The 26643-nt window shown below is 73.3% G+C and carries 22 protein-coding genes and 1 riboswitch; of the genes, 9 read left to right on the top strand and 13 right to left on the bottom strand.

Annotated features, from left to right (window positions below; genetic code table 11):
* Positions 1-8 precede the first annotated feature (8 nt).
* Both AC5R91_RS19225 and AC5R91_RS19230 read right to left on the bottom strand, forming a co-directional pair.
* Positions 9-464, bottom strand: coding sequence for a DUF3052 domain-containing protein (locus AC5R91_RS19225; RefSeq protein ID WP_495392723.1), 456 nt, complete (start codon positions 462-464; stop codon positions 9-11).
* Between the two features lie 22 nt (positions 465-486).
* On the bottom strand, positions 487-1509 hold the full coding sequence (locus tag AC5R91_RS19230) for a sigma-70 family RNA polymerase sigma factor (protein WP_495392724.1): 1023 nt from the start codon (positions 1507-1509) through the stop codon (positions 487-489).
* An 89-nt stretch (positions 1510-1598) separates the two neighbouring features.
* On the opposite strand from AC5R91_RS19230, the gene AC5R91_RS19235 reads away from it, so the two are divergent.
* The 5 genes from AC5R91_RS19235 (at position 1599) to AC5R91_RS19255 (ending at position 10167) form a co-directional block, all read left to right on the top strand.
* On the top strand, positions 1599-1985 hold the full coding sequence (locus tag AC5R91_RS19235) for a VOC family protein (RefSeq protein ID WP_495392725.1): 387 nt from the start codon (positions 1599-1601) through the stop codon (positions 1983-1985).
* 227 nt (positions 1986-2212) lie between these two features.
* Positions 2213-2288: riboswitch (S-adenosyl-L-homocysteine riboswitch) on the top strand.
* 14 nt (positions 2289-2302) lie between these two features.
* Positions 2303-5986 (top strand): methionine synthase, encoded by a 3684-nt coding sequence (gene metH / locus AC5R91_RS19240; RefSeq protein WP_495392726.1) that lies wholly within the window; start codon positions 2303-2305, stop codon positions 5984-5986.
* A 319-nt stretch (positions 5987-6305) separates the two neighbouring features.
* Positions 6306-6740, top strand: coding sequence for an SRPBCC family protein (locus AC5R91_RS19245; RefSeq protein WP_495392727.1), 435 nt, complete (start codon positions 6306-6308; stop codon positions 6738-6740).
* A 229-nt stretch (positions 6741-6969) separates the two neighbouring features.
* A complete protein-coding gene (locus AC5R91_RS19250) occupies positions 6970-9162 on the top strand; it encodes a PI-PLC domain-containing protein (protein WP_495392728.1) in 2193 nt (730 codons plus the stop codon).
* Positions 9163-9501: 339 nt separating this feature from the next.
* Positions 9502-10167, top strand: coding sequence for a hypothetical protein (locus tag AC5R91_RS19255; protein WP_495392729.1), 666 nt, complete (start codon positions 9502-9504; stop codon positions 10165-10167).
* 64 nt (positions 10168-10231) lie between these two features.
* Here the strand turns inward: AC5R91_RS19255 and AC5R91_RS19260 are convergent, their stop codons facing one another.
* From AC5R91_RS19260 to AC5R91_RS19275, 4 genes are all read right to left on the bottom strand, one after another.
* Positions 10232-11548 (bottom strand): Dyp-type peroxidase, encoded by a 1317-nt coding sequence (locus tag AC5R91_RS19260; RefSeq protein ID WP_495392730.1) that lies wholly within the window; start codon positions 11546-11548, stop codon positions 10232-10234.
* A 200-nt stretch (positions 11549-11748) separates the two neighbouring features.
* A complete protein-coding gene (locus AC5R91_RS19265) occupies positions 11749-12441 on the bottom strand; it encodes an SCO family protein (RefSeq protein WP_495392731.1) in 693 nt (230 codons plus the stop codon).
* Positions 12442-12903: 462 nt separating this feature from the next.
* A complete protein-coding gene (locus AC5R91_RS19270; protein WP_495392732.1) occupies positions 12904-13596 on the bottom strand; it encodes a hypothetical protein in 693 nt (230 codons plus the stop codon).
* An 87-nt stretch (positions 13597-13683) separates the two neighbouring features.
* Positions 13684-14700, bottom strand: coding sequence for a nitrilase-related carbon-nitrogen hydrolase (locus tag AC5R91_RS19275; RefSeq protein WP_495392733.1), 1017 nt, complete (start codon positions 14698-14700; stop codon positions 13684-13686).
* A gap of 110 nt (positions 14701-14810) precedes the next feature.
* Here AC5R91_RS19275 and AC5R91_RS19280 point away from each other — a divergent pair, with 110 nt between their 5' ends.
* The 4 genes from AC5R91_RS19280 (at position 14811) to AC5R91_RS19295 (ending at position 19770) form a co-directional block, all read left to right on the top strand.
* Positions 14811-15863 (top strand): agmatine deiminase family protein, encoded by a 1053-nt coding sequence (locus AC5R91_RS19280; RefSeq protein ID WP_495392734.1) that lies wholly within the window; start codon positions 14811-14813, stop codon positions 15861-15863.
* 144 nt (positions 15864-16007) lie between these two features.
* A complete protein-coding gene (locus tag AC5R91_RS19285) occupies positions 16008-16964 on the top strand; it encodes a metal ABC transporter substrate-binding protein (protein WP_495392735.1) in 957 nt (318 codons plus the stop codon).
* Positions 16965-17185: 221 nt separating this feature from the next.
* Positions 17186-18751 carry a hypothetical protein gene (locus tag AC5R91_RS19290; RefSeq protein WP_495392736.1) on the top strand — a complete coding sequence of 522 codons (1566 nt, stop codon included), beginning with the start codon at positions 17186-17188 and terminating at the stop codon, positions 18749-18751.
* 221 nt (positions 18752-18972) lie between these two features.
* A complete protein-coding gene (locus AC5R91_RS19295; RefSeq protein WP_495392737.1) occupies positions 18973-19770 on the top strand; it encodes an SDR family oxidoreductase in 798 nt (265 codons plus the stop codon).
* Between the two features lie 75 nt (positions 19771-19845).
* Here AC5R91_RS19295 and AC5R91_RS19300 read toward each other — a convergent pair whose 3' ends face one another.
* The 7 genes from AC5R91_RS19300 to AC5R91_RS19330 form a co-directional block, all read right to left on the bottom strand.
* A complete protein-coding gene (locus AC5R91_RS19300; RefSeq protein WP_495392738.1) occupies positions 19846-20694 on the bottom strand; it encodes a dioxygenase family protein in 849 nt (282 codons plus the stop codon).
* A 34-nt stretch (positions 20695-20728) separates the two neighbouring features.
* On the bottom strand, positions 20729-21727 hold the full coding sequence (locus AC5R91_RS19305; protein ID WP_495392739.1) for a DUF72 domain-containing protein: 999 nt from the start codon (positions 21725-21727) through the stop codon (positions 20729-20731).
* Between the two features lie 58 nt (positions 21728-21785).
* Entirely contained in the window at positions 21786-22766 is a 981-nt protein-coding gene (locus tag AC5R91_RS19310; RefSeq protein ID WP_495392740.1) for a hypothetical protein, read from the bottom strand.
* A gap of 137 nt (positions 22767-22903) precedes the next feature.
* Positions 22904-23638 (bottom strand): SDR family NAD(P)-dependent oxidoreductase, encoded by a 735-nt coding sequence (locus tag AC5R91_RS19315; protein ID WP_495392741.1) that lies wholly within the window; start codon positions 23636-23638, stop codon positions 22904-22906.
* 159 nt (positions 23639-23797) lie between these two features.
* On the bottom strand, positions 23798-24412 hold the full coding sequence (locus AC5R91_RS19320; protein ID WP_495392742.1) for a methylated-DNA--[protein]-cysteine S-methyltransferase: 615 nt from the start codon (positions 24410-24412) through the stop codon (positions 23798-23800).
* Positions 24409-24897, bottom strand: coding sequence for an RNA polymerase sigma factor (locus tag AC5R91_RS19325; RefSeq protein ID WP_495392743.1), 489 nt, complete (start codon positions 24895-24897; stop codon positions 24409-24411). The genes AC5R91_RS19320 and AC5R91_RS19325 overlap by 4 nt, the downstream gene beginning before the upstream one ends.
* A 167-nt stretch (positions 24898-25064) precedes the next feature.
* Complete coding sequence (locus AC5R91_RS19330; RefSeq protein ID WP_495392744.1) at positions 25065-25871, bottom strand: SAM-dependent methyltransferase; 807 nt, start codon at positions 25869-25871, stop codon at positions 25065-25067.
* Positions 25872-26643 lie beyond the last annotated feature (772 nt).

Below are 26643 nucleotides of genomic sequence, written 5' to 3' on the forward strand. Positions count from 1 at the left end.
ACGACCGGTCAGCGTCGCTCGCGGCGCCAGACGACCTTGAGCCCGGACCAGTCCTCGTCGAGCGCGGCGACCTTGGTGTCGACCAGGCCACGCGGCAGGACGACCTGGCGGATGAGGTTCTCGCTGACGTCGCTGCGATGACCGGCGGCCCGACGGGGCCAGGCGATCCACAGCGCACCCGCGGGCCGGATCGCCTCGGCGAACGCCGCCACGGCCGCGTGAACGTCGACCTCCCTCCGGCAGAACGCGACGCACACGTCAATCGCCGCCAAGCCCCCGCCGTCGTCGGTGCCGTCAGCGGGCAGACCGGCGATGTGCACCGGTTCGACGCCCTCGGGCAGCTCCGGAACCGCCCACCCGGGCGGCGCGGCGACGAGCACGAGCCGGTGGCCCGCCTTCACCCCCAGCTTGCGGGCCAGCGGCGTCCCGGAGTACCCCGCCCGTCCCGCGATGCCAGACCCCATCACGCGCTCCCCTCCGCCAGCGTCACGCATCAAGAAACACCACATCGAGATCACGCAGGCGGTCGGGGTCGGCGAGCAGGTCGATGCCGACGATCCGGTCGTGCGCCAACGTGAACGCGAACACCACCCGGGGCCGCCCGCCCGCCGCCCACACGGCCGCCGCGACGCCGTCGACCAGGGCGGCGCGGGCCGCCCGGGCCCGGCCGGCGAAGGTCTGCGCCACGTTCCGGGCCCCGCGGACCAGCTCGGCGGCGCCCATCGCCACGGCGGCACGGTCGGCGCGCAGCAGGGCGTCCGGGTCCAGCATCGCCAACAGGGCCGCGAAATCGCCGTCGCGGGAGGCCGCGAGGAAGGCGCCGACGATCTCCCGGCGTCGGCGCGGGTCCGTCCCGGTGTCCGCCGCGGAGGCCTCCCGGACCCGCCGGCGCGCCCGGCTGGCGAGCATCTTCGCCGCGTTCGTCGACCGGCCGACGATCGGCGCGACCTCGTCGAACGGCACGGCGAACAGATCGTGCAGGACGAAGGCGAGCCGCTCGGCGGGCGTCAGCGTGTCGAGCACGACGAGCAGCGCGAGGCCCACCTCGTCGGCGTCGAGCGCCTCCTGCTCGGGGTCGCCGCCCATCCCCGCCCGCGCGAGCCCACCGTCCCGAGCGCCCCCAGCCGCGAGTCCCGACCCCGCCACGCCCAACCCCGCCACGCCGGACGCCGCCCTGCCGGACGCCGCCCTGCCGGACGCCGTCATGCTGGATGCCGTCACGCCCGCAGCCGCGGCTGTGCCCACCGCGCCGGCCAGGTGCGCGTCCAGTGGCTCCTCGCGCCGGGCCGCCCGCGCGCGCAGCAGATCCAGGCACACCCGGGCGACGACGGTGGTCAGCCAACCGCCCAGGTTCGCGAGGCCGGCGGGGTCGACGCGGCCCAGCCGCAGCCAGGTCTCCTGCACGGCGTCGTCCGCCTCGCCGGTCGAGCCGAGCATCCGGTACGCCACCGCTCGCAGCCGCGGACGATGTCCCTCGAACAGCTCGGCCCACCGGTCCTGGTCGTCCATCGTTACCTTTCCCGGCCGCCCGCCGTCATGACATCGACGAACCGAGCCGAACCGCGCGCACATCGCGCGGTGAACCGAAGGAGCTGGTCATGACAACCCCGGGACTGCGCACCGTCATCTACCCCGTCCGCGACGCGGCGGCAGCGACGGCGCTGCTGCGCGAGCTGCTGGGCGTCGAGCCCTACCTGGACGAGCCGTACTACGTGGGGTTCCGGCTGGGCGACGCCGGGGCCGACCGCGGCGGCGCCGCGGCGGCCGGCGCGGTGGAGGTGGGTCTGGACCCCCACGGCCACGAGAAGGGTATGACCGGCCCGGTCGGCTACTGGCACGTCCCCGACATCGCCGACACGGTGGCGCGGCTCGTCGCCGCCGGGGCGCGGGCCGGGCAGCCGGTCAGCGATGTCGGCGGCGGCAAGCTGACGGCGACCGTGCTGGACGCCGACGGCAACGTCACCGGCCTGATCCAGGAAGCCTGACGGGCCAAGGTCCGCGGTCGGCGGCCCGGGTCCGTCCACCGGGGCGGCACCGGGCCGGCTGACCGCACCGGGGAGGAAACCTCGTGTGGTGTCCTGGAAACCCCGTGTGGTGGCCCGGGAACGCCGTGCCGGGCGGCGGAACCCCGCGCCGGCCAGGGAAGCCCGCGCCGACCTGCGACTACCCGAGCTGTCGCCAAGCGATCACGCGGGCACGGTATCGTCGTTGTCAGGTCGAGAGGCGCTGCAACGGACCCAGGTCCGCCACGCTCGACCCGAACCGGTCACCAAGGGCGCCTCCCACGACAGGGAGGTGTCTCATGGCTGGAACCGCTTCCGTCGGTGAGGTGGCGGGTCGCCCCGGTACCCGTGACAGCGCGGCCGCGCTGCGGGAGTTGCTCGCGCGGCGGGTGGTCGTTCTGGACGGCGCCTGGGGCACGATGCTGCAGAACGCCGGGCTCACCCCGGCGGACTACCGGCTTGACTCGCTGCGTGACCATCCCAAGGACGTGACCGGCGACCCGGACCTGCTGAACCTGACCCGGCCGGACGTCATCCTCGACGTGCACCGGCAGTACCTGGCCGCGGGCGCGGACATCACCACCACGAACACGTTCACCGCGACGAGCATCGGCCAGGCCGACTACGGCCTGGAGTCGCTGGTGCGGGAGATGAACCTGCGCGGCGCGCAGTTGGCCCGGCAGGCCGCGGACGAGGCGGGCGGGCGGTTCGTCGCCGGCTCCATCGGCCCGCTCAACGTCACGCTGTCACTGTCCCCGCGGGTGGAGGACCCGGCGTACCGGGCGGTGACCTTCGACCAGGTCCGCGCCGCCTACGCCGAGCAGATCCAGGCTCTCGCCGACGGCGGGGTCGACCTGCTGCTCATCGAGACGATCTTCGACACGCTCAACGCGAAGGCCGCGATCGCCGCGGCCCGCGAGGTCGCGCCGCACCTGCCGCTGTGGATCTCGGTGACGATCGTCGACCTGTCCGGGCGGACCCTGTCGGGGCAGACGGTCGAGGCGTTCTGGAGCTCCATCGCCCACGCGAACCCGCTGGTCGTCGGCGTGAACTGCTCGCTGGGCGCCGAGGAGATGCGCCCCCACGTCGAGGCTCTGTCCCGCATCGCCGGCACCTACACCGCCTGCCACCCGAATGCCGGGCTGCCCAACGCCTTCGGCGGCTACGACCAGACCCCGGCCGAGGCCGGCCGGCTGATCGGCGAGTTCGCCGCCGCCGGGATGGTCAACATCGTCGGTGGTTGCTGCGGGACGACGCCGGCGCACATCGCCCAGATCGCCGCCGCCGTGCAGGGGACGGCGCCGCGGCAGGTGCCGGCGCCCACGCCGCGGACCCGGTTCAGCGGCCTGGAGCCGTTCGAGATCGGCGAGGACACCGGCTTCGTCATGATCGGTGAACGGACCAACGTCACCGGCTCGGCGCGTTTCCGCCGCCTCATCGAGGCCGACAACTACCAGGCCGCGGTCGACGTCGCCCTGGAGCAGGTGCGCGGCGGGGCAAACCTGCTCGACGTCAACATGGACGCCGACCTGCTCGACAGCGAGCAGGCGATGACGACGTTCCTGAACCTGCTGGCCACCGAGCCCGAGGCCGCCCGCCTGCCGATCATGATCGACAGTTCGCGGTGGAGCGTGCTGGAGGCCGGGCTGCGCTGCGTGCAGGGCAAGGGCGTGGTCAACTCGATCAGCCTCAAGGAGGGCGAGGAGGTCTTCCTCTCCCACGCCCGGCGCATCCGCGACTTCGGCGCCGGAGTCGTCGTCATGGCGTTCGACGAGAAGGGCCAGGCGGACACCACCGAGCGCAAGGTGGCGATCTGCGGGCGCGCCTACGACCTGCTCACCGGCAAGCTCGGCTTCCCCGCCACCGACATCATCTTCGACCCGAACGTGCTCGCCGTGGCCACCGGCATCGCCGAGCACAACGGCTACGCCAAGGCGTTCATCGACGCACTTCCGCTGATCAAGCAGCGCTGCCCGGGAGTGCGGATCAGCGGCGGTATCTCGAACCTGTCGTTCTCCTTCCGCGGCAACGACGTCGTGCGCGAGGCGATGCACTCGGCGTTCCTGCTCCACGCGGTGCGCGCCGGGCTCGACATGGGCATCGTCAACGCCGGCCAGCTCGCCGTCTACGCCGACATTCCCGCCGACCTGCTCGAACTCGTCGAGGACGTGCTGTTCGACCGGCGCGAGGACGCCACCGACCGGCTCGTCGCCTTCGCCGAGACGGTCAACGGCAAGGGCACGCAGCGGGTCGTCGACCTGTCCTGGCGCGAGGCGCCGGTCGCGCAGCGGCTCTCCCACGCGCTCGTGCACGGCATCGTCGACTTCATCGAGGCCGACACCGAGGAGGCGCGGGCACAGGCCGCGCGACCCCTCGACGTGATCGAGGGTCCGCTGATGGACGGCATGAAGATCGTCGGCGACCTGTTCGGCTCGGGGAAGATGTTCCTGCCGCAGGTGGTGAAGAGCGCGCGGGTGATGAAGCGCTCGGTGGCCTACCTGGAGCCGTTCATGGAGGCCGAGAAGGCGCAGGCCGCCCTCGCCGGCGACGCCCCGGCGGCCCGCAGCGGCAACGGCAAGGTCGTGCTCGCCACCGTCAAGGGCGACGTGCACGACATCGGCAAGAACATCGTCGGCGTCGTGCTCGGCTGCAACAACTACGAGGTGATCGACCTCGGTGTCATGGTCCCCGCCAAGGTCATCCTCGACACCGCCGTCGCCGAGGGCGCGGACGCGGTCGGCCTGTCCGGGCTGATCACACCGTCGCTGGACGAGATGGTCGCGGTCGGCGCCGAGATGCAGCGCCGTGGGCTGACCCTGCCGCTGCTCATCGGCGGCGCCACCACCTCGCGCCAGCACACCGCGGTGCGCATCGCCCCGGCCTACGAGGCCACCACCGTCCACGTGCTCGACGCCTCCCGCGTCGTCGGGGTGGTCTCGGATCTGCTCGACGCCGAGCGGGCCGAGCAGCTCGACACCCGCAACCGGGCCGAGCAGGCCAAGCTGCGCGAGCAGCACGAGAACCGCCGGGCGCAGCCGCTGCTCGGCCTGGAGCAGGCGCGGGCCAACCGCGAGCAGGTGTCCTTCGACGAACTGCCCGTCCCCGCCTTCACCGGGCTGCGGGTCGTCACGCCGGACCTCACCGCGCTGCGCGAGATGATCGACTGGCAGTTCTTCTTCCTCGCCTGGGAGCTGAAGGGCAAGTTCCCGGCGATCCTCGACCAGCCGGTCGCCCGCGAGCTGTACGACGAGGCGAACGTGCTGCTCGACCAGATCATCAAGGAAGGCAGCCTGCAGGCGAAGGGCGTCTACGGCTTCTGGCCCGCCTTCGCCGACGGCGACGACCTGGTGATCGAGGCCGGCGAGGTGGCGGGCGCCCGCGACGGGCGGCTGCGGCTGCCGATGCTGCGCCAGCAGACGGCGAAGCCCGCCGGCCGGCCCAACCGCAGCCTCGCCGACTACGTCGCGCCCGCCGGCGACCACCTCGGCGGCTTCGCCGTGGCCGTCCACGGCGCGGACACGCTCGCCGCCGAGTTCGAGGCGCGCCAGGACGACTACCGGTCGATCATGGCGAAGGCCCTCGCGGACCGGCTCGCGGAGGCGTTCGCCGAGTACATCCACCTGGCCGCGCGCCGCGAGTGGTTCGAGCCCGACGCCGAGCCAAGCCTGGCGGACCTGCACGCGGAGCGCTTCCGCGGCATCCGCCCGGCGCTCGGCTACCCGGCCAGCCCCGACCACAGCGAGAAGCAGGCGCTGTTCGATCTGCTCGACGCCGGCCAGGCCGGCCTGGGCCTGACCGAGTCGTTCGCGATGACCCCGGCGTCGGCCGTCAGCGGGCTCATCTTCGCCCATCCGGAGTCGAAGTACTTCACCGTGGGACGCATCGGCCGGGACCAGGTCACCGACTACGCCCGCCGGCGCGGCCTCGGCGTCGGCGACGTCGAACGCTGGCTGCGCCCCAACCTCGCCTACGACCCCACGTAACAACTGACTTCAAAGCGACCGCAAACCGACCGCAAACGACCTCAACCATCGCCCGCGGCCCGGCGGAACGATCTCGCCGGGCCGCGGGAGCATATCCGCGACGGGTTATTCGCGGCCGCCGCACCAAAACCGCCCTTACGCGCGTGACCGGTCGAACACTCGAGGCCCGCCGTAACTCCACACGTTCGGGTGTTTTATGTTTACCAATACGCCGGGTTCTTATACGTTCCGTTTCGCGTCAGGAAAGATCGGCCGTGCTGCCACAAAAGGTTGCCGGCGAATCCCGTACGTACCCGGAATATGTGGAGGACCTGCCATTATGGCCGATCACGTCTCGTCCACGATCGTCATCAAGGCGCAGCCCGCGGCGGTACTGGCCGTCATAGCCGACATCAGCCGCTACCCCGACTGGTCGGAGCCGATCAAGTCCGCGGAGGTCATCGAGACCACGCCGGCCGGCCGGCCGGCGAAGGCCCGTTTCCAGGCGAAGACGACCTTCGGCAAGGAGGATTACACCCTCGTCTACGACTGGGCCGGCCCGAACTCCGTCACCTGGACGATGCTCGAGTCGGACCGGGTGCGCACGCTGGACGGCAGCTACACGCTGACCGACCTCGGCGACGGCAGCACCGAGGTGACCTACGACCTGACGGTCGAGCTGAAGGTGCCGATCCCCGGCCTGCTGCGCCGCAAGGCGGAGGACAAGCTGGTCGAGTCCGCCCTGTACGACCTGAAGACCCAGGTCGAGCGCTAGCCCCGGCGACCGCCGAACCGCAGGCCCCGCCGCCAGACCCGGGATCACCGCCCGGCGGCGGGCCGCGGCCCCGCGGCGACGCGCGGCGGCCCCGCGGCGACGGGTGGCCCGGCCGGGTGGATGCTGGTGAACCGGCCGGGGGTGGCCGGTCGACCATCGATGAGGTGAGAAGTGTGACCCCCGGTGCCGTGGCGGCATCGGGGCCATCCCGACCGGGCATGTCCCGACGGTGCGCCGCCTCGACGTCTCCGCCGCGGCCGTGCGGCGTGGGCGGACGTGGATCGTCCTGGCGCTGACCGGCGCGATGCTGTGCTGGCCGGTGGCGGTCGTGGCGCTGACGACGAACCTGACGGTCCAGCGCGCCGGCTACTACCGGCAGGCCGTCGACGAGACCGACCTCTACCGTCGGCTCTACGACGAGGTGCTGGCCGACCCGGCCCTGGCCGGAGTCACCCGGGACCTGCTCGCCGGGCTGCCCGTCCCGCCGGACGTCGTCGTCGACAACCTGCGGCTGGTCGCGCCGGCCCCGGCGGTACGCGGCGCCGTGAACAGCCTCAGCGCGCAGATCTCGGGCTATCTCGCCGGCCAGCGCCCGGCGCTGACGCTCAGCGTCGACCTGCGCCCGACGTTCGCGGCCATCGCGAAGCTTGCCACCATCTACCTGGCCGGGCAGGTGTCGGGCACACCGACCTTCCAGGCTCACGACGTCGCCGCCGTCACGCAGGTGCTGGTCGGCGGCCTCGACCAGATGGCGCAGGGACGCCGGCCCGCCGGGATCCCGACGATGGACCTGACCGGCGGGCAGGCCGACCAGATCGGCTCGGTGCTGCTGGCCCGGCTCCCCGACGCCGAGCGGGCCCGGGTCGACGACCAGGTCATCGGGCTGCTGCGGCAGGGGAAGGTGCCCGCCGCGCTCGCCGTGGTCGGGCCCCTGCTGTTCCAGGGCGACGAGGCGGCCCTGGCCGACCTGCGCCAGCGGCTGGCCGGCGACCAGCTCGACCTGGGCACCCCGCTGGCCCGCGCGCACGAGTCGGCCGGTGTGGGCCTGCTGCACGTGCTCCACGACCTGGGCCGGTACGGCACGGTCACGCTGGGGGCGCTGTTCGCGGCCGTGGCCGTGCTGGCGGCCATGCTCGCCGCGCGGCACGTCCGCTTCGGGCGCGGCGACACGATCCTGCTGGTAGCCGGGGGGATGGTGGCCGGCGGGGCCGCCGCACTGCTGCTCGGACTGCTGCTACCCACCCTGGTCGGCGACCCGACGGCAGGCGTGGTCGGCGCCAACCCGACCCTGCCCATGCGGGTGCGGGATCTGCTGCACGACCTGCAGGGAAACCTGATCGGCCGGATCCGCACCGTGTGGGGCCAGGTCGCCGCGGGGGTGACGCTGGCGGGGTGCCTGCTCGGTCTCGTCGGCCTGCTGGTGCGGCGCCGGCGCCGGCCGTTCACCCGGCGCCGCTCGGTGGTCATGGCACTGTCCGCGGCGGTGCTGCTGAGCTGTTCGTGGCTGGCGACACCGGCGCGGTTCGGCGGGGAGGCGGCGAGCTGCAACGGCAGCCGGAGCCTGTGCGGGCTGCGCTACGACGAGGCGGTCTACGCCGCCAGCCACAACGCGATGGCCTCCAGCGCCGCCGACTTCGTCGGCGCGACGCAGGATCCGGACCTCGTCGGCCAGCTCGACACCGGCGTGCGGGCGCTGCTGCTCGACGTGCAGCACTGGACGACGCCGACGCAGGTGGAGACGTTCCTGGCGGGCCTGCGCCCGCGGGAACGCGACGCGCTGGCGCCGCTGGCCCGGGGGGCCCGCTCCGCCCGGCCCGGCCTGTGGCTGTGCCACAGCGTGTGCCAGCTCGGCTCGGTGAACTTCGAGGAGGCCCTGCGCTCGGTCGACGACTGGCTGGCGCGCAACCCGTCCGAGGTCGTGACGTTCGTCCTGCAGGACTCGGTGCCGCCCAGGGAGGTGATCGCCGCCTTCCGCCGGGTCGGGCTGCTGCACCGGATCGTGACGCCGCCCGCGGACCCGCACGGGCGCTGGCCGACGCTGGGGCACCTGGTGGCGACCGACCGCCGGCTGGTGGTCTTCGCGGAGAACGCCGACGTCCCGAAGAGCTGGTATCGGCGGTTCTTCCGGTATGGGGCGGACACGCCGTTCGACGTGCCCTCCCCCGCGGGGTTCACCTGCCGCGTCGGGCGTGGTTCGCGCACCGCGCCGATGCTGCTCGTCAACCACTGGGTGGAGGGCGACGATCCGGGCCGGACCTACGCCGACGCGGTCAACCGGGAACCCGCCCTGCTCGCCCACCTGCGCCGCTGTGAACGGGCCGGGCTCACCCCGACGTTCCTCGCGACCGACTTCACCACCATCGGCGATCTTGTCCCGACGGTGGCAGCACTGAATGCCCAGCGCAGCCACTCCCTCGGCTGAACGACCCCGTTCCGCCGGACCGGCCGAGAGCGCATTTATCAACGATTTCCGGAGGCTCACCACGCTTCTCCCAATGGGCGACGGCGGGCGATGGTGCGTACCCGGTCAACCGGTTTATCGCGACGCTCCCGGGTATCCGGAGATTGAAAACCTCCCGACCACGGCCACCGGCGCCCCGGACGGAAAGAAGGTCCCGAGATCTCGCCGACCCCACGCCGATCCGTGCACGGCGGCCCGTTGACGCCGCGGGCGGAGCCGGATTCCGGGACGCATCGGCCCAGTTCGCCCGCGGCGCCTGGCGCCACCCCAGGCGCGGCCAGGCCATGGCTGACTCTCGCCGTGCTGGCCGCGCTCGCGGTAGCCGTGATCCTCGGCGGCGGCCGGGCGGGCGGCGGCGGGCCCCCACAATCCGCCCTGGTGGTCGGCGATTCCATGGTCACCGTCGCCGCCAGGTCCACCGACACGGCCCCGGTCCGTCTCGTCGGCTACTCGGGACTCGCCCCCAGCGTCTACGCCGACGCCACCTCGCCGTTGATCTCCGATGACCTGGCGGCGGCGGGCCGGCCGCGAACCGTGGTGCTGAACTGGAACGGCAACAACCCCGGCAACCTCGTCGGCACCCAGCTCGTCGCCGCCTACCGCACCGAGCTGACCGAGCAGATCCGCTGGTACCTGCGCCACGGGGTGACCCGGATCGTGCTGGCGGCCGCCGTGCCGTCCTCGTTCAACAGCACGTCCGGCCAGGTCGACTGGACGACGCCGGCCTCCCGCCTCCATGGCTGGATGCTGGGCAGCGCGCGGCTCAACGACCTGTACCGGGAGCTCGCCGACGAGTTCCCGGTACAGGTGCGCTACTCGGAGCGGGCGGCGCGGGCGATCCATCCGGCGATGGCCTTCAACACCGAACTCGACGGCCACCGGTGCATCGTGGACTTCGTCCATCCCGCGCCGTACTGCGCACAGCGGTACGCCCGGGCGCTCGCCTCTCTGGCCGCCGGGCACTGAGCCGTCCGTCACCGAGCACCAAGCCGCCATCGAGCACCAAGCCGTCACCGAGAACCGAGCCGCGTCAGGCCTCCTCGAACAGGCTCTGGCCGAGGTAGCCGCCGGTCGGCGGCGCCGGCGGGACGGCGAACAGCGCGCTGGACGTGTGCCGGATGAACGTGTTCAGCGCGTCGGAGGCCGCGAGGGTGCGCTGCACCGGCACGAACGCCGTGCGCGGATCGGCCTGGAACGCCAGGAAGAACAGCCCGGCGTCCGGCTCGCCGCCGGCGTCGAGGCCGTCGTCGTAGGAGTAGCCGCGGCGGAACATCGCGATGCCGCCGTGAAACTGCGGGTTGGACAGGCGGATGTGGGCGTTCTCGGCGATCAGGGGCCGGCCGTCCGGGCCGCGGGCGGCGAAGTCCGAAGCCGTGTCCGCACCGCCCCCGGCCGCCGCGGGCGGTGCGGACAGCGGCGCCCCGTCGTCGATCCGGCGCCCGACGACCTCGCCGCGGGCGTCCTCGGTCAGCCGCTCCCAGCTCTCCAGCAGCATCCGGATCCGCCGGCACACCAGGTAGGTGCCGCCGCGCATCCAGGCCGGGCCCTCGGCAGCCCACACGGCGAGGTCGAACTGGGCCGAGCCCGGCCGCGGGTTGTTCGTGCCGTCAAGCTGCCCCATCAGGTTGCGCGGGGTGGCCGTCGGGTCGGCGGCGGCCGCCGCGGTGCGCTGGAAGCCGCGCTGCACCCAGCGGGGCCGGACCAGGTCGGCGGCGAGCCGGCCGAGCTGCCGCGCCGCGGCGAAGGCGACCATCGGATCCTCGGCACAGATCTGCACGGCGAGGTCCCCGCCGCCGCGGGCCGCCTCCAGCCGGTCGCCGGGCAACGCCGGGATGTCCGTGAGGGGCCCGGGGACCCGCGCGTCGAGGCCCGCCCGCCGCAGCGCCGCCGCCCCGATCCCCACCGTCACCGTCAGCCCCGCCGGCCCCAGCCCCGCCGCCTCCCGACCCACCCCCGCCCCACCGCTCCGGACCACGCCGCTTTGGACCGCGCCGCTCTGGGACGCACCGCTCCCAGACGCGCCGCGCATCAGCGTGCGGCCGCCGTCCGACCACGCCCGCAGCACCGTGCCGAGCGCCGCTCGGGCTGCCGCCGGCTCGGTCGCCGCCAGGTCGTAGGCGGTGAACACCAGATGGGCGGGCGCGCGCTCGGCGATGCCCGGCTGATGGACGCCGTCGCCCGCCACGGGGGCCAGCGCCGCCCGGCGGGCCGCCCCGACGGGATCGGCCCGCTCGGGGAGCAGCCGCTGCGTCCCCAGGGTCGCGCCGGCGCCGGCGCTGGCGCCCAGGCCGAACAGGCCGGCGCCGGCGAGCACCCGACGCCGGTGCAGCCCGGGTCGGCGATCCACAGCCGGAGTAACCGGGCTGGCCGACGTGGCGGGAGTGACCGACGTGGCCGGATCAGGCTGCCTGGCCGGAGTGGGCTGGATGGCCGGACTGGGCTGGATGGCCGGACTGGGCTGGATGGCCGGACTGGGCTGGATGGCCGGAGTGCCCGGAGTGGCGGGCGGCGGATCCGGCGCCGGATGGTTCGACGTCTCCCCGCCGTTCACGCGGCGCTCCCCAGCAGCGGCAGGTCGTGGGCGTAGTCGGCCACCGGGGTGCCCGCCGTGTAGACGACCCGCGCCCGCCGGTCCGGACCGAAGGCGAGAACCTGGGCGCCGTGGTCGACGATCCAGCTCCCGTCGGCTTGGCGGCGCGGTGGCTCCAGCGGCACCCCGACCGAACGGGCGGCCGCGTCGATGGTGGCCAGCTGCCCGGTGAGCCCGACAAACCCGCTGTCGAAGGAGTCGAGCCAGTGCCGGATGACCGGTGGGGTGTCCCGCTGCGGATCCGAGGTGACGAAGACCACCGACGTACGTCGGCGGACGTCCGGCGAGACCTGCGTCAGGGCGGCCGCCAGATCCGCCATGGTGGTGGGGCAGACGTCCGGGCAGTGGGTGTAGCCGAAGAACAGCAGGGTCACCCGGCCCGGGGCGTGGGCGCGCAGGTCGTACGGATGGCCGGTGGTGTCGGTCAGGCGCAGGTCGGGCAGATCGATCGGCGCGCCAAGCGCCGTGCCGCGCACCCCCGGCCCGGCCTTCTCGGCACCGCCGACGATCACCGCGGCACCGCCGGTCCCCGCGGACCCGCCGCCGGAACACGCCCCGAGCGCGACCGCGGCGGCAAGCCCGACCGCGGTCACCGCGGACGCGGCCCTGGCCCGCCGGGGGATGGGACGGAGTGGAACTCCGTGTGGCATGGGAACTCCATGGTGTGTGAGTGCGGCGCCCTGGGAGCACGGTGCCGGTGGACGGCCGGCGCGGTGGCGTTCCAGGACGCACGGGCAGAGCTCGTGAAGGTGAGGTCCCCGCGGGGCGCGGGCAGGCGGACGAGACGCCCGGCGACGCCCGCATCGATCACGGGTGATGCGGATCGACGCAGAGGTCGATCCCGCGGGCGCTCACCGGTACGGCGGCCACTTCACTGGCTGGCGGCCACATCGCCCGGTCGGCAGCGTGGCGCCGGTACCGCACCGGTCAGCAGCCTCCGCATCGATCAGCGGACTTCGCGCCGATCAGCGGACTTCGCGCCGATCAGCAGCCTTCGCGCCGGTCAGCGGACTTCGCGCCGGTCAGCAGCTTTGGCACCGGTCGGCGGACCTCGGCCCCGGTCGGTGGCGTCAGCGCCGGTACGGGGGTGTCCGGTACGGGGGTCGGTTGGGTCAGGCCAGTCGCGGGGGGCCACGGCGGATGACGCTGTGGCGCAGCCCGACGGGGCCCCGCCAGCCGGCGGGCGCCACCGCGGCGACGGCGATCCGGCGACGGACGGCCGACGGTGCCGGGGCGGTGACGTCCCGCGGGCGCAGCAGCCGGCGCAGGCCCCGGGCCAGCATCCCGACCAGGGCGCCGGCGACGCCGACGGCGGCGTCGACCCGCCGCAGCCACCACGCGGCCAGCACCGCCACCAGCAGGTGGGCGCCGGACATGACGAGCATCCCGCCACCGTGCGCCATCGCCGCCTGCATCAGCGGCGAACGAGGGGCCGGACCGCCGACGTTCGCGAGCAGGCCGTCGCGGCGCAGCAACGCCGCCGCCGCGGCGGCGTGGGTACCGGGCGCGGCGCACAGCAGCCGCGCCAGGTCCGGCGCGGCGGTGGTGCCGGGCCACGCGCTGAACACGGCGTGCAGCCCGACCTGCGTGGCCGTCATCAACCCGACGACGACCGGCAGCGAGGGGGCCGGGCCGGCGCAGGCGGCGGCGACCGCCGCGACGGCCGCGAGGCCCGCGAGCAGCACCCACGGGTCCGGAGCCGCCCCGTGCGCGGCGACGTGCGCGGCCAGGCTGAGCGCGACGCACACCGCGGCGAACACGCCGGCCCGCAGGCCGCGCGCTACCGGTCGGATGGACGCCTCCATGCCGCCACAGTCTAGGGGGTCGACCGCCCGTAGTTCTACGACCCGTCGAAGACGGTGCACCGATGTCGACGGGCGGGTGCGTCCCGGTCAGCGGTCCTCGACGTCGCCCGCGCCGGGCTCGGCCAGGCCGGCGTAGGCGTCGGGGCGGCGGGTGGTGAGGAACGGGAACAGCGTGAGCCAGTCGTGGCGCTGGTCCAGGTCGAGGTCGGCGACCAGCACCGCCGGGACGTCCCGCGGAGCCCGGACCAGCACCCGGCCGTAGGGATCGCTGATGAACGAGCTGCCGTAGAAGGTCAGGGCGCCCTCCGTCCCGATCCGGTTGATCGTCACCATGAACGTGCCGTTGGCGATCCCGTTGCCGACGATCACGTTGTGCCACAGTGGTTCGGTGTCGAAGCCGGGATGATCGGGCTCGGAGCCGATCGCCGTCGGGTACACCAGGACGTCGGCGCCGGCGAGCGAGTACGCCCGGGCCAGCTCCGGGAACCACTGGTCCCAGCAGGTGGGGAAGCCGAAGCGCCCCTGGTGCAGCTCGACGACCGGGAAGCTGTCCGCCCCGGCCGGCCCGGGCCGGAAGTACCGGTCCTCGTGGTAGCCGGCGGTGACGGGGATGTGCAGCTTGCGGGTGCGGGCGAGCAGCGCACCGTCCGGGCCGACGACGATGGCGGTGTTGAAGCCCAGCCCGTCGGGGCCGTCCGCCCGCTCGTACAGCGACATGTGCACGGCCACGCCGAGCTCGGCGGCGAGACCGGCGGCGAGGGTGCGCGTCGGCCCGTCGTCGACGCTCTCGGCCAGCGCCGCGGGCCCGCCGCCGCTCCCCGCAGGCTGCCCGTCCGACACGTGCCCGTCCGAACCTCGACCTACCGGCGGCCGGCCGTCCGGCGGCACGTCGGCGAAGTAGCGCGACAGCGTCAGTTCCTGGAAGCAGATGAGCCGGGCGCCGAGTTCGGCCGCCGCGACCGCGCCCGCCCGCAGCGCGGCGGCATGCTCGGCCGGGTCGGGATGCCAGCGGTGCTGCACCGCGGCGATCCGCAGCGGCGCGCGCGTCGGCGGCGCCACCCGGGCCGGCGAGGCGGGCGCCCCGATGCTGGTGATCGTCAGCATGCCCCGATGCTCTCATGACCGGCGCGCCCGCACCGACCTCCCGCGGCCTGCCCCGCCGTGCCCCGCCGCCGATCGGCGGCCGGCGGGTAGCGGACGTCGGGCCTGCGAGGATGACCACCGTGACCGCCGCCCCCGCCGCCCACCGGATGCCGGCCGAGTGGGAGCCGCATGCCCGGACCTGGATGGCGTTCCCGCCCCCGAACGACACCTTCGGCGCGGAGGGCTCCCCCGGCCTCGCCGAGGCGCGCTCCGCCTGGGCCCGCGTGGCGACGACGGTCAGCCGCCACGAGCCGGTCACCCTGATCGCCGGCCCGGGTCAGGGAGCGACCGCGGCCGGGCTGGTCCCGCCCGCCGTCACGGTGATCGAGATCGCGCTGGACGACGCCTGGATGCGCGACAGCGGCCCGACGTTCACGATCGACGGCGGCGGGCACCTGGGCGCCGTCGACTGGGTCTTCAACGGCTGGGGCGCCCAGGACTGGGCGAGCTGGGACGCGGACCGGCTGCTGGCCACGGCCGTCGCCGCACGGGCCGGCGCGGCGGTGCGCCGCTCGGCGCTGACGAACGAGGGCGGCGGCATCGCCGTGGACGGCGCCGGCACCGTGCTGCTGACCGAGACGGTCCAGCTCGACCCGCACCGCAACCCGGGCTGGGACCGCGCCCGGGTAGAGGCGGAGCTGCACGCCCAGCTCGGCACGACCAAGGCGATCTGGCTGCCGCGCGGCGTCGCCCGCGACTACGACCGGTTCGGCACCCGCGGGCACGTCGACGTCGTCGCCGCGTTCGTCCGGCCCGGCCTCGTCGCCGTGCACAGCCAGCCCGACCCGGCGCATCCCGACCACGCCACGACCCGGGAGCTGGCCGCGCTGCTGCGAGCCAGCCGCGACGCCGCCGGCCGCCCGCTGGAGGTCGTGGAGATCGCGGCGCCCACCGTGCTGGAGATCGACGGGGGCCCGGCCGGCTACTCCTACCTCAACTACTACGTCGCCAACGGCCTGGTCGTCGCCGGCGTCTTCGACGACCCCCGCGACGCCGACGCCCTCGACCTGCTTGCCCGGCTGTACCCCACCCGCCGGGTCGAACCGGTGGACGCCCGGGTGATCTTCGGCAACGGCGGCGGAATCCACTGCATCACCCAGCAGCAACCTCGGATCATCTCCTGACCCGACCACCGCCGAACCACCCCGTGGCCTGCTGCGACGCGGACGAACCCGCGCCGGCCGGGACGACCCCGGCACGCGACTTATTGACATCCGTTTTCGGAATCGTTTTCATCAGGGGCATCCGCTCTGCGAAGTGAGGATCCCTTGCCCGTCATCCCCCTCCCCACCCGGCTCGCGGCCGGGGTCGCCGGCCTGGCCCTGCTCGCGGCCCTCCTGGCGGGCTGCGGCCCGTCCTCCGCCGGCGGCGGCAACGGCGCCGCCGCCGGCGGGCGGCTGCCTGTCGTCGCCACGACCAGCCAGGTCGCCGACTTCACCCGGGTCCTCGGCGGGGACCGGGTGCGCGTCGCCCAATTGCTGAAACCCAACGTCGACCCGCACGACTACGAGCCCACCCCGGCCGACATCGCGGCGGTCGGCGACGCCAAGGTGCTGGTCGAGAACGGCGTCGGGCTGGAGAGCTGGCTCGACGACGCCGTCGGCGCCGCCGGCTTCGACGGCATCCGGGTCGACGCGAGCCGCGGCGTGACCATCCGGACCGGCAACGGGGACGAGGAGGAGAAAGCGGGCGACCCGCACATCTGGCACAACCCGCTCAACGCCAAGATCATGGTCGCGGACATCGAACGCGGGCTGGCGCAGGCCGATCCCGCGAACGCCGGCTACTTCCACGCCAACCGGATCGTCTACGACAAGAAGCTCGACGTGCTCGACGGCGACATCCGGCGTCAGATCGACACGATCCCGCCCGCCGACCGCAAGCTGGTCACCAACCATGACGCCTTCGGCTACTACATCGACCGCTACGGCCTCACCTTCGTCGGCTCGATCATCCCGAGCTTCGACACCGCCGCGGAGCTGTCCGGCAGCAACATCAGGAACATCGTCGCCAAGATCCGCCAGACCGGCACCAAGGCCGTCTTCTCCGAGTCGTCGCTACCGCCGCGGACCGCGCGGACCATCGCGGCCGAGGCCGGCGTGCGGGTCGAGGCCGGGGAGGACTCGCTCTACGGCGACACCCTCGGCCCGGCCGGCTCCGCCGGCGCCACCTACCTGCAGATGGAGGAGCACAACACCCGCACGATCGTCGCCGCGCTGCGCTAAGGCGCCAACGTGCTCGCCCGCTTACCCAAAGATGACAGTTACGTCACGGTAGAGTCGGGACCGGCATGGGCGGAGCCGCGGTGACGTGATCGGACGAGGCCGGGGGCCGAGCGCGGCAAGGCGCGGCCGCCGGCGAGCAGACCCGTCCGACCACGGCCTCGGGCCGCCCGCCGACGCCCGCGTGTCCCGCGGAGACCCCAGACAGGCGCGAGGGAACCGACGTGGATGACGACGTGAGGCTCGGCGCGGACCGCGCGACCGGCAGTGGCGAGAGGGTGCCGCAACCGCGGCACCCCGACCGCCCCGAGCACCCCGAACGCGACCTCGAACGCCCCGAACGCGACCTCGAGCGCCCCGAACACCGCCTCGAGCGCCCCGGACACCACCTCCAGCACCCGGAACACCACCTCGACCATCCCGGACATCTCGGCCACGCCGACCGCCCGATCCGGCTCGGCGACACGGACGCCTACCATGATCTGGCTCACGGGGACATCCCGGCTGAGCCCGCGCCCGTGCCCTCGCCCTCGCGATCGCGCAGCCGGGTCAACGCGCTGTGGACGGTCGGCGACCAGGTGGTGTCGAGCGGCACGAACGCGGCGATCAACTTCATCATCGCCCGCCGGGTGGACTCGAGCGAGTTCGGCGCGTTCGCGATCGCCTACACGATCTTCGCGATGGTCGTCGGGCTGTCCCGGGCGGCCGGAACGGCGCCCCTGGGGATCAGCTACGCCGACGTCCCGGCGTCGACGTTCCGCTCGGCGGTGCGGGCCGCGGCCGGCACGGCGCTGGCGCTCGGCGCCGCCGTCGGCGTGGGTCTGCTCGTCGTCGGTGCCGCCCTGCGCGGCGCGGTGGGGCTGAACCTCGTCGCGATGGGCGTGATCATGCCGGCGCTGCTCGTGCAGGACGCCTGGCGCTACGCCTCGTTCGCCCAGGGCCGCCCCCTGCTCGCCGTCGGCAACGACCTCGTCTGGGCGGCGGGGCTGGCCGTCGGCGTCGGCCTGCTCGCCGCCGGTTCGGACACCGGCGGCGGAGCCGCGGCGATGGTCCTGGTCTGGGGAGCGGCGGCCGCCCTCGCCGCGCTGGTCGGCGTCGCGCAGCACCACGCCTGGCCCGCTCCGAAGCGCGCGCTGGCCTGGTTCACCGGCCACCGCGAGACGACCGGCTTCATGACCGCGGAGTTCATCTCGCTGCAGGGCGCCCAACAGACGTCCACCCTGATCATCGGGGCGGTCGGCTCCACGTCGCTCGTCGGTGCCCTGCGCGGGTTGCAGACCCTGCTGGCCCCCACGACGAACCTGGCTGTCGCGTTGATGAGCTTCGCCATCCCCGAGTTCGCGCGGCGCAAGCACATGCCCCCCAGCCGGGTCATCCGCGGCGCCTACCTGGTCTCCGGGCTCGTGGTCGTCTCCAGCTCGCTGTGGGGGCTGGCGTTCATGCTGCTGCCCGCCGACTTCGGCGCGGCCCTGCTCGGCGACACCTGGGGCCAGACCCACGACCTCCTCCTGCTCGCCGTCGTCGCGCAGGTGGGCCCGGGACTCGCGGTCGGCCCGGCGGCGGTGCTCTACGCCTTCGGCAAGACCCGGCTCACCTTCTGGATCAACCTGTTCTTCGTGCCGTTCCTGCTGGCCTGCCCGATCACCGGCCTGTTCGTCGGCGGCGCCAAGGGGGTCGTCGTCGGCAACATCATCGTCTTCTGGGCGACGATCCCACCCTGGCTGTACCACCTGCACCGCCAGGTCCGCACCGCCGGCCGCGCCGACGACGCGGTGACCGCGCCACGGTGATGCCCCCGTAGTGACAGGGCCGCATCATCGGGGCCGCGGGCCACGACGATCGGCCACCACGAAGCGCCAATCGGTCCGCCCGTCGCTCCACGAGTACGAGCGGCTCCAAGGGGTAGACGTGGAGTCGCCGTCAAGGCCGCCACGCGGGACCAATCGCCCCTTACGTAACTGTATTGTGGCCGGGACTCGGAACGGTGGGAACGAGGGGGGTTGACCGGGCGATGGGAGCAGACCGGCGGACTGTCCTGCGGAGCAGGCAGTCCCGGTCCTCGGCGCCGCTGGCCGGCCGCGGGGCGCTCGTCACCGGAGCATCCAGCGGCATCGGACGGGCCATCGCCCTGCGGCTCGCCGAGGCCGGCGCGTCCGTCCTCGCCACCGGCCGCAACCACGACGCGCTCGCGCGGCTGGCCAAGGAGGCCGGCGAGCTCGACCTCGCCATCCACCACCACGCCGCGGACGTCACCCGGCCGGCCGACCGCGCGCTGCTCGCCGGGGCGGCCCGCGGCGAGTTGCCGAACCTCGCAGTCGTCGTGCACTCGGCGGGCCTCTACCACCGCGGCCCCATCGCCGAGACCTCCCTGGCCGAGCTGGACCGCCTGCTCGACGTGACCGTCCGCGCCTCCTACGCGCTGACCCGGACCCTGCTGCCCGACCTGATCGCGGCGACCGGGGACGTGGTGTTCGTCAACTCCACCCAGGGTCTCGCCGCCGGCCCCGATGTCGGCGCGTACGCGGCCGCGAAGCAGGCGCTGCGGGCCGTCGCCGACAGCCTGCGGGCCGAGGTGGCCGCCGACGGCGTGCGGGTGTGCAGCGTGTTCCCCGGCCGCACGGCCACCCCGATGCAGCAGCAGATCTTCGCGGCGGAGGGCCGCCGGTGGAACGCCGACGACCTCGTCGACCCGGACGACATCGCGGTCGCGGTGACCACCGCGGTCACCCTGCCACCCCGCACCACCGTGACCGAGATGGTGGTTCGCCCCACCCGCCGCCTCGACCCGCCCCCGCGGCCGGCCTCCTGACCCTCGCCCCTCCGGGCCGCGCCTTCCCCTGCCGCACTCCTCTCGGCGGGCGCCGCTCCCGGCGCCCGCCGGGGGTCAGGCTGGGACGTCGGCCGTCGCCGCCGCGCCGAACTGGACCGAGCGCATCGAGTTGCCGTACCAGAAGCCGTGGTGCGGGAAGATCACCGGCCCGGGGGTGTCGAGGGCGGCGCCCAGGGCCACGAACAGCGGGACGAAGTGTTCCTGGCTCGGCAGGGCCCGGCGCACCCCGGGCGCGCGGTCGCGGTAGTGCACCAAAGCGTCGAGGTCGCCGCGGCCGAGCGCGTCGGCCACCCAGGCGTCGAAGGCGGCCACGTCCGGATGGGGGCTGCTGTCCGGGTTCGACAGGTCGGCGTGGCCGGTGGAGTGGGTGAGCAGCCCCGTGGCGAAGATCAGCACGCCGTCGTCCCGCAGCGGCGCCAGCCGTCGGCCGAGCTCCAGCAGCCCGGCCGGTTCCTCCGTGGGCAGCGAGATCTGCAACACGGGGACGTCCGCGTCCGGGTACATGTAGATCAACGGGATGAAGGCCCCGTGGTCGAGCCCGCGATCGGGCTGCGCGACGAGCGGCTGGCCGGGACCGAGCAGGTGGGCGACCTCGGCCACGAGGTCGGGGGCCCCGGGAGCCGGGTAGCGCAGCCGGTAGAAGCGCTCGGGGAAGCCGTAGAAGTCGTAGTACAGCGGGACGGGCGTCGTCGTCGCCCCGTAGGCGATCGGGTTCTGCTCCCAGTGCGCCGAGATCACCAGGATCGCCCGGGGACGCGGCAGCGCCCGGCCCCACGCGGCGAGCTCGGCGGTCCAGTGCGGGTGGTCGATCAGCGGCGGGGCGCCCTGGGTGGCGTAGATCGCCGGCATGCGCACGCCGCCGGCGGCGGATTCGAGCGGGGAGGAAGCAGACGCGGTCGACACTGGCTCGTGCTCCTTGTCGTCATGAAACAGACCTTCAGCCTACGGAGGCACCGGGCGGCAGGCCCTCGGGGCGACCGGGCATCCCGACCTGACCGACACCACCCGGTGCGACCGCCGCAGCGCGGGGAGAGCTGGACCGCGAACACCTGGCGCCGGCGAGCGCGGCCATCAGGCCGGCGAGCTGGCGGGCGTTGCGCTGCGCGTAGTCGGCGCAGCAGTTGTTCATGAGCACCTGGGTCCGGGCGGCGGTGTCCGCCAGCCTGCGCAGTTTCGGCGCCCATTCCCGCAGCTCGTCCTCGCTGTAGCGGTAGCCGAAGCGCTCGTGGATGTCGCGGCTCGTCCACTTCTCGCTGTGCCCGTGGAAGCGGACGACCGCGAGATCCGCGGTCGCGGCGAGCACCGGCGGAATCGAGCTCGGGTGGCCCTGGGGCATGTCGACGCAGACGTAGGGAAGCGCGTAGGAGGCGAGGAAGTCGAGAGTCTCGTCGCGGTTGCGCTCGTCCATCCAGGTGTGGTTGCGGAACTCGACGCAGATCCGCAGCGGCCGGCACCGTTCCCGGCATTCCAGGATGTACCGCTTGTTCGCGGCGCTGATCGGAAACCACTGGGGAAACTGGAACAGCACGGCGCCGAGCTTGCCCGCGGCGGCCAGCGGACCCAGCGCGGCGAGGAACCGCTCCCACACCTGATCGACAACCGCGGCGTCGACGTCCTTCAGGTACAGGTTCCTGCGCTCCGCCGGGACGAGGCCCCGCAGATCCCTGTACAGCGCCCCGGGACGAGTCGGATGCCCCGTCAGCAACGAGAACGCCTTGATGTTGAAGGTGAACCCGGGCGGGGTGCGCGCCGCCCACATCCGCACGGTCTGCTCCGCGGGCGGGGCGTAGTAGGTGGCGTCGACCTCGACGAGCGGGAACTGCCGGGCGTAGTACCGCAACCGCTGCTCGGCGGTGGTCGCCTCCGGCGGATACCACCCCGACCGCAGCAGCGTCGGATCCGTCCAGGACGCCGTCCCGATCAAGACATCACCCATTCCCGCCACCTCGCCCGCGCCGCGCGACTGCCACAGCCGGTACCTGCCCCGCGGGCGGTCACCGACGCCGATCGGTCCGACGCGAGGTCGGGCTCCGAGCCGGAACCCGGGCCTGGGCCTGGGCCGGAGCCGGAGCCGGAGCCTGGGCCGGAGCCGTCGGGACGTCCGCACTCCCAGCTCCCGACGGGAGCGGTGTGGTGACCGCGGCGGGCTCGACGTGGCTGTGGGCGGCGAGCCAGGCCGCCGCGATGACCGTGAGCACGAATCCCGTCGCCGCAATCCCATCGCTGCCGGACCTGGCGTGGTCGCCCAGCAGGGTCAGCCCGATGATCGCGGGAACGACGGTCTCCGCCGTCGCCTGCCCCGCCATGGCGATCGTGACCGAGCCCCGCTGCAGGGCCGCGGCGAACGCAACCATGCCAACCGCCCCGTAGACCAGCAGCGCCCAGGACAAGGGATCGGCGACGACATCGACAAGCGTGTGATCGGCCTCCAACGCGCGGGCGCACAGCGCCGTTCCGCCGAATGCCAGGCCGGACAGGCCGCCGAGGGCGAGGACGGCGCGGCCCGCGGACAGCGCCCGGCCGACCCAGAAACAACCCAGGGCCGTCGGCAGGATGCCGAGCGCGATCAGGACGGCGGCCATCGACCCCACCGGTCGCGGTTTCCCCGGCGCGGCGGTGGCCGCGAGCAGCACCACCCCGAGCCCGAGGACGACCAGAGTGCCCACCTGGGCCCGGCGCAGCCGAAGCCCCAGGAAGACCCTGGCCAGCACCGCCGTCACGCCGACGCTGGCCACCAGGATCGCCTGGACGGCGAACAACGGCAGCGCACGCACCGCGACCAGCGAGAGCAACCAGCCGACCAGGTCCAGCCCCATCCCGACGAGGTAGGGAGCCTGCGTCGCGAGCCGCACCAGCAGGCGGGGATCCAGGACGCCGACGGCCGTCGCGGTCCGGCGGGCGCCGACGCTCTGCAGGATCGAACCGACCCCATAGCAGACGGCGCACGCGAAAGCCGACAGATACGCCACGAACACCCACTCACCCTAGGCTCCCCCCACCGAGCCGACCGACCTCGTCCAGCACGCCTCGGCGAGGAGCTCGGCCGGCGCCGTCCGGATGAGGGTGGCGCGGATCGGGGTGACGCGGATCGAGGCGGCGCGGATGACCTCGCCTACCAGGCGACCGCGCCGTTCTGGTCGAGGAACGTTCCCGAGGCCGCATCCGCGGGCAGGGTCGCGGCCCGGACGACCATCTCCGATGCCTGCTCCGCGGTGAGCGGAGCCTGCTCCCGGTTGATGGGGGTCAGGTCGGTCCGGACGAAACCGGGGCAGACGGAGGTGACCTTGATGGGGGTGCCGGCGAGCCTCTTGGCCAGGGCGATCGTGACGCTGTTCAGCGCCGCCTTGGAACTCTGGTAGGCCGGCACGACCGTCGAGTAGTACGGCGATTCGGGACTGGCCTGGTCGTTGAGCGAACCCATCGTCGTGGAGACGTTGACGATCCGTCCGGCCGGGCTCCTGCGCAGCAGGGGCAGGAATGCCTCGGTGACCGCGACCGGGCCGAAGACGTTGGTGGCGTACGTCTCCTTGAACAGCCTGAGGGAGGCGAACTCGTGCTGCTCATCGTCGGTGGCCTCGGGCAGGATTCCGGCGTTGTTGACCAGGATGTCCAGCCCACCGTCCAGTTCCAGCACCCGGTTCGCGGCCGCCTCGACGCCGGCAGGCAACGTGACGTCGAGCGTCAGCCCGGCGGCGTCGTACCCCTTCGCCCTCAGGTCGCCCGCGGCCTTGTCGGCCGAGGACTGGTCGCGTGCGGTGACGATGACCCGGTGGCCGAGGCGGCCGAGGGCCTGCGCGGTGGCGAAGCCCAGGCCGCGGCTGCTTCCCGTGACGAGTGCGACAGACATACGTGTCCAATCCGAGTGTCGACACGCCCCCGCGGCATCAGCAGCGAGAGCGCCGGTGCGTCTCCCACCCGGAAGACGCCGGGACCGCCCGGAACGTGAGGTGCCGGTTGCGCTCCGGCGCTCCGGCGCTCCGAGTGTCCGGCCAGCGGCCTGCCGGCGTCAGACCGCTCCTTCCAGCCGAAGGAGGGCACGCTTGGCCTCGTCGCCCCCGACGTACCGGCCGATCCCGCCGTCGCTGCGCACCACGCGATGGCAGGGGACGACGATGGGCAGCGGATTCGTCGCGCAGGCCGTGCCGACAGCCCGGACCGCGCGCGGGCTTCCGGCCAGCGCGGCCACCGCCGCGTAGCTCGCCGTGCTGCCGTAGGGAATCTCCCGCAGGTGCTCCAACACCGTGAGCCGGAACCTGGACGCGAGCCGCAGGTCGAGATCCACGTCAAAGCCGGACCGGGCCCGGGAGAAATAGTCGTCGAACTGCCCGGCAACGGCGTCGAGCTGGCCACCTGCCTTCAGGATGCGAGGGCTGATCCGCTCGGCCAGGATCGCGAGAACGGTGTCGTGGCCCTCCACCTCGTACGCCACCCGCACCAGCCCCCGGCGGGTCGCGACGAGCAGGAGCCGTCCGACCGGCGCGTCCACGGTGCGGTACACCACGTCGAGGAGGCCGTCTCGCTCCGCCTCGGCCAGCAGCCGCAGACGCAGCCGGCTCAGGTTCACCTCGGCGCCGGACACGGTGGCGAACGGGTCCAGCTCCGGAATGTCTCGACCAGTCATCTCGACCGTTCCTCCTGCGCCGAAGGAGCGAGCATGCTCCGGAGCGACGCGATGCCGTCGGCACCGGCTCGCCGCGCGGACGCCGGGTTGCCGCCGAGGAGCCGGGCGACCTCGGTGTACGGAAGCCCGGCCAGATAGTGGTAGGCGACGGTCTCCCGTTGTTTCTGGGGAAGTCGCCTCAGGGCGTCCCACAGGTCCAGGCCGGCGTCGCGTTCCTCCCACTTGATCGACTCCGGGAGACGCTCCGTCGGCGCCGGACGCCGTGACTGAGCGCGAAGCTGGTCGATCGCCTTGTTCCGGGCGATCGTCACCAGCCATGCCTCGACGTTGCTGTCCGGCGCCAGCCCCGGGTAGGCCCGCAGCGCCGCGAGAAACGTTTCTGACCAGGCGTCCTCGGCCAGCGTCGGCCCGACGACGGCCCAGCAGACCCGCAGCACCATCGGCCCGTAGCGTTCGACGACGACCTCGAACGGTTCTCGCCCCATGCCAAGAAGAACGCCCCATGCGGCCCAAGTGTGAGCCGACGACGCGGTGCGCTGACTGCGGCCGATCGGCTGCCACAGGTGGGCCACGACCGTCACGGCCATGAACGCGGAGATGGTCGGTTCGATGCACAGCCGCGGCCCGCGACCAACCCCGCCGGGAACGGCGGCTACACCTTCCGACCGACCCCGCCGAAGATGTGGAGCGGCTGCGGCACCGGCCCGGGCGCGGGCCGCCAGAGGGGGGTCGAGACCACGCCGGGCTCGACGAGCTCGAGGCCGTCGAAGAAGGACGCGACCTGCTCGGGGGTGCGCAGGTTGTAGGGGTGCCCGTCCGCCTGGGTGATCTCGATGGCCTTGTCGACGGCCTCGCCGTGGGTGCCGTCGTTGAGCGCGAGATAGCTTCCCGGCCGCACCGCATCGAGCAGCCGCTTCACGATCCCGCTCGCCTCGTCGTTGTCGGCGACGTTCCCGACGATGCCGAACATCACGAGAGCGATCGGCTGGGTGAAGTCCAGCAGCTCGGCGGCCTCCGCGAGAATCGTGTCGGGGTCGCGCACATCGGCGTCGACGTAGGCGGTCGCCCCACCGGGTGCGCTGGTCAGCAGCGCGCGGGCATGCACCAGCACCAGCGGATCGTTGTCGGCGTACACGATGCGGGAGTCCGGCGCGATCCGCTGCGCGACCTCATGGGTGTTGTCGGCGGTCGGCAGGCCGGTGCCGATGTCCAGGAACTGGCGGATGCCCACCTCGCCGGCGAGGTAGGTGATCGCTCGGACCAGGAACTCCCGCTGCGCACGGGCGACGTGCACGATGTCCGGGTAGACCTCGAAGACCTTGTCTCCCAGCTCCCGGTCGGCGGGGAAGTTGTCCTTGCCCCCGAGCCAGTAGTTCCAGACCCGAGCGGAGTGCGGCACGCTCGTGTCCACCCGCGACCATGCGCTCTGCGCCGGCTCGTCAGCACCCATATCGGCCATCATGTACCACCGGTTGCACCCCGCAGCCGGGAGGCGGCTTCTGGTGTCCGAGTTCGTCGGGCGTCACGGCCCCTCTTGCATGTTGGGCGTCAGCATGCGACGGCCTCGCGGACCGGTGTCGCGCGGACTGGACCATCATCCGGAACGATCTGCTCCGGCCGCAGGGGTTCGAATTTACGCGAAAGCGTCTTCGAACCCGTGCATGTCGCTGCCGTCTGATGCGAGGCCGCGAACAGGCCAATAGCCACCGAGCGTGGCGAAAGTCTTTTAGCTGATCTCGCAGAGGCCGGTGCCCGGGGCATCGCTGTGTCGCCGCACGCCATGCGCTGACGCGTAGGCGGCCTGCACGGTGACCTCGTCGAGGAGCTCACCGGCCTGTGGCTGGCCTGGCAGGGCACCTACCACGCCGACGCCCACCCTGACGACCCGGTCCGCTGGCTGGACTGGCTCGCCCGCGTCCGCACCCGCCTAGCCCACCGGTCCCCCCGCTGCGGTATCGGCACGCACAAGGAACGCGGCCCGGCCCCGGCCCACGAAGACAACGACTTCGCCACCTTCATCGACCTGCAGACCTCCGCCGCAGCCATCGGACCCGCCGAAGCGGAATGACTCGCCGTCACCGACCTCGATACCGTGATCGACCAGGACACCCGCCGGTGGGTCGACAAAGCCGTGGCCTAAGCCATCGACCAGCTCCCTGACCCGCGCCAGATCCCCACGCATGCCGTCCGGAACGGGCGGGCACGGATCCACCATCAGAAGGAGACGAGGA

The sequence above is a fragment of the Frankia sp. BMG5.60 genome, assembly GCF_059428125.1.

Bases quoted from the DNA above. Each gene is read 5' to 3' on its own strand.
- AC5R91_RS19280 (WP_495392734.1), top strand. From the start codon at position 14,811: ATGACCACCGTGACCGCCGCCCCCGCCGCCCACCGGATGCCGGCCGAG.
- AC5R91_RS19330 (WP_495392744.1), bottom strand. From the start codon at position 25,871: ATGGCCGATATGGGTGCTGACGAGCCGGCGCAGAGCGCATGGTCGCGG.
- AC5R91_RS19225 (WP_495392723.1), bottom strand. From the start codon at position 464: ATGGGGTCTGGCATCGCGGGACGGGCGGGGTACTCCGGGACGCCGCTG.
- AC5R91_RS19265 (WP_495392731.1), bottom strand. From the start codon at position 12,441: ATGCCACACGGAGTTCCACTCCGTCCCATCCCCCGGCGGGCCAGGGCC.
- AC5R91_RS19315 (WP_495392741.1), bottom strand. From the start codon at position 23,638: ATGTCTGTCGCACTCGTCACGGGAAGCAGCCGCGGCCTGGGCTTCGCC.
- AC5R91_RS19270 (WP_495392732.1), bottom strand. From the start codon at position 13,596: ATGGAGGCGTCCATCCGACCGGTAGCGCGCGGCCTGCGGGCCGGCGTG.
- AC5R91_RS19295 (WP_495392737.1), top strand. From the start codon at position 18,973: ATGGGAGCAGACCGGCGGACTGTCCTGCGGAGCAGGCAGTCCCGGTCC.
- metH (WP_495392726.1), top strand. From the start codon at position 2,303: ATGGCTGGAACCGCTTCCGTCGGTGAGGTGGCGGGTCGCCCCGGTACC.
- AC5R91_RS19320 (WP_495392742.1), bottom strand. From the start codon at position 24,412: ATGACTGGTCGAGACATTCCGGAGCTGGACCCGTTCGCCACCGTGTCC.
- AC5R91_RS19230 (WP_495392724.1), bottom strand. From the start codon at position 1,509: ATGGACGACCAGGACCGGTGGGCCGAGCTGTTCGAGGGACATCGTCCG.
- AC5R91_RS19305 (WP_495392739.1), bottom strand. From the start codon at position 21,727: ATGGGTGATGTCTTGATCGGGACGGCGTCCTGGACGGATCCGACGCTG.
- AC5R91_RS19235 (WP_495392725.1), top strand. From the start codon at position 1,599: ATGACAACCCCGGGACTGCGCACCGTCATCTACCCCGTCCGCGACGCG.
- AC5R91_RS19275 (WP_495392733.1), bottom strand. From the start codon at position 14,700: ATGCTGACGATCACCAGCATCGGGGCGCCCGCCTCGCCGGCCCGGGTG.
- AC5R91_RS19245 (WP_495392727.1), top strand. From the start codon at position 6,306: ATGGCCGATCACGTCTCGTCCACGATCGTCATCAAGGCGCAGCCCGCG.
- AC5R91_RS19325 (WP_495392743.1), bottom strand. From the start codon at position 24,897: ATGGGGCGAGAACCGTTCGAGGTCGTCGTCGAACGCTACGGGCCGATG.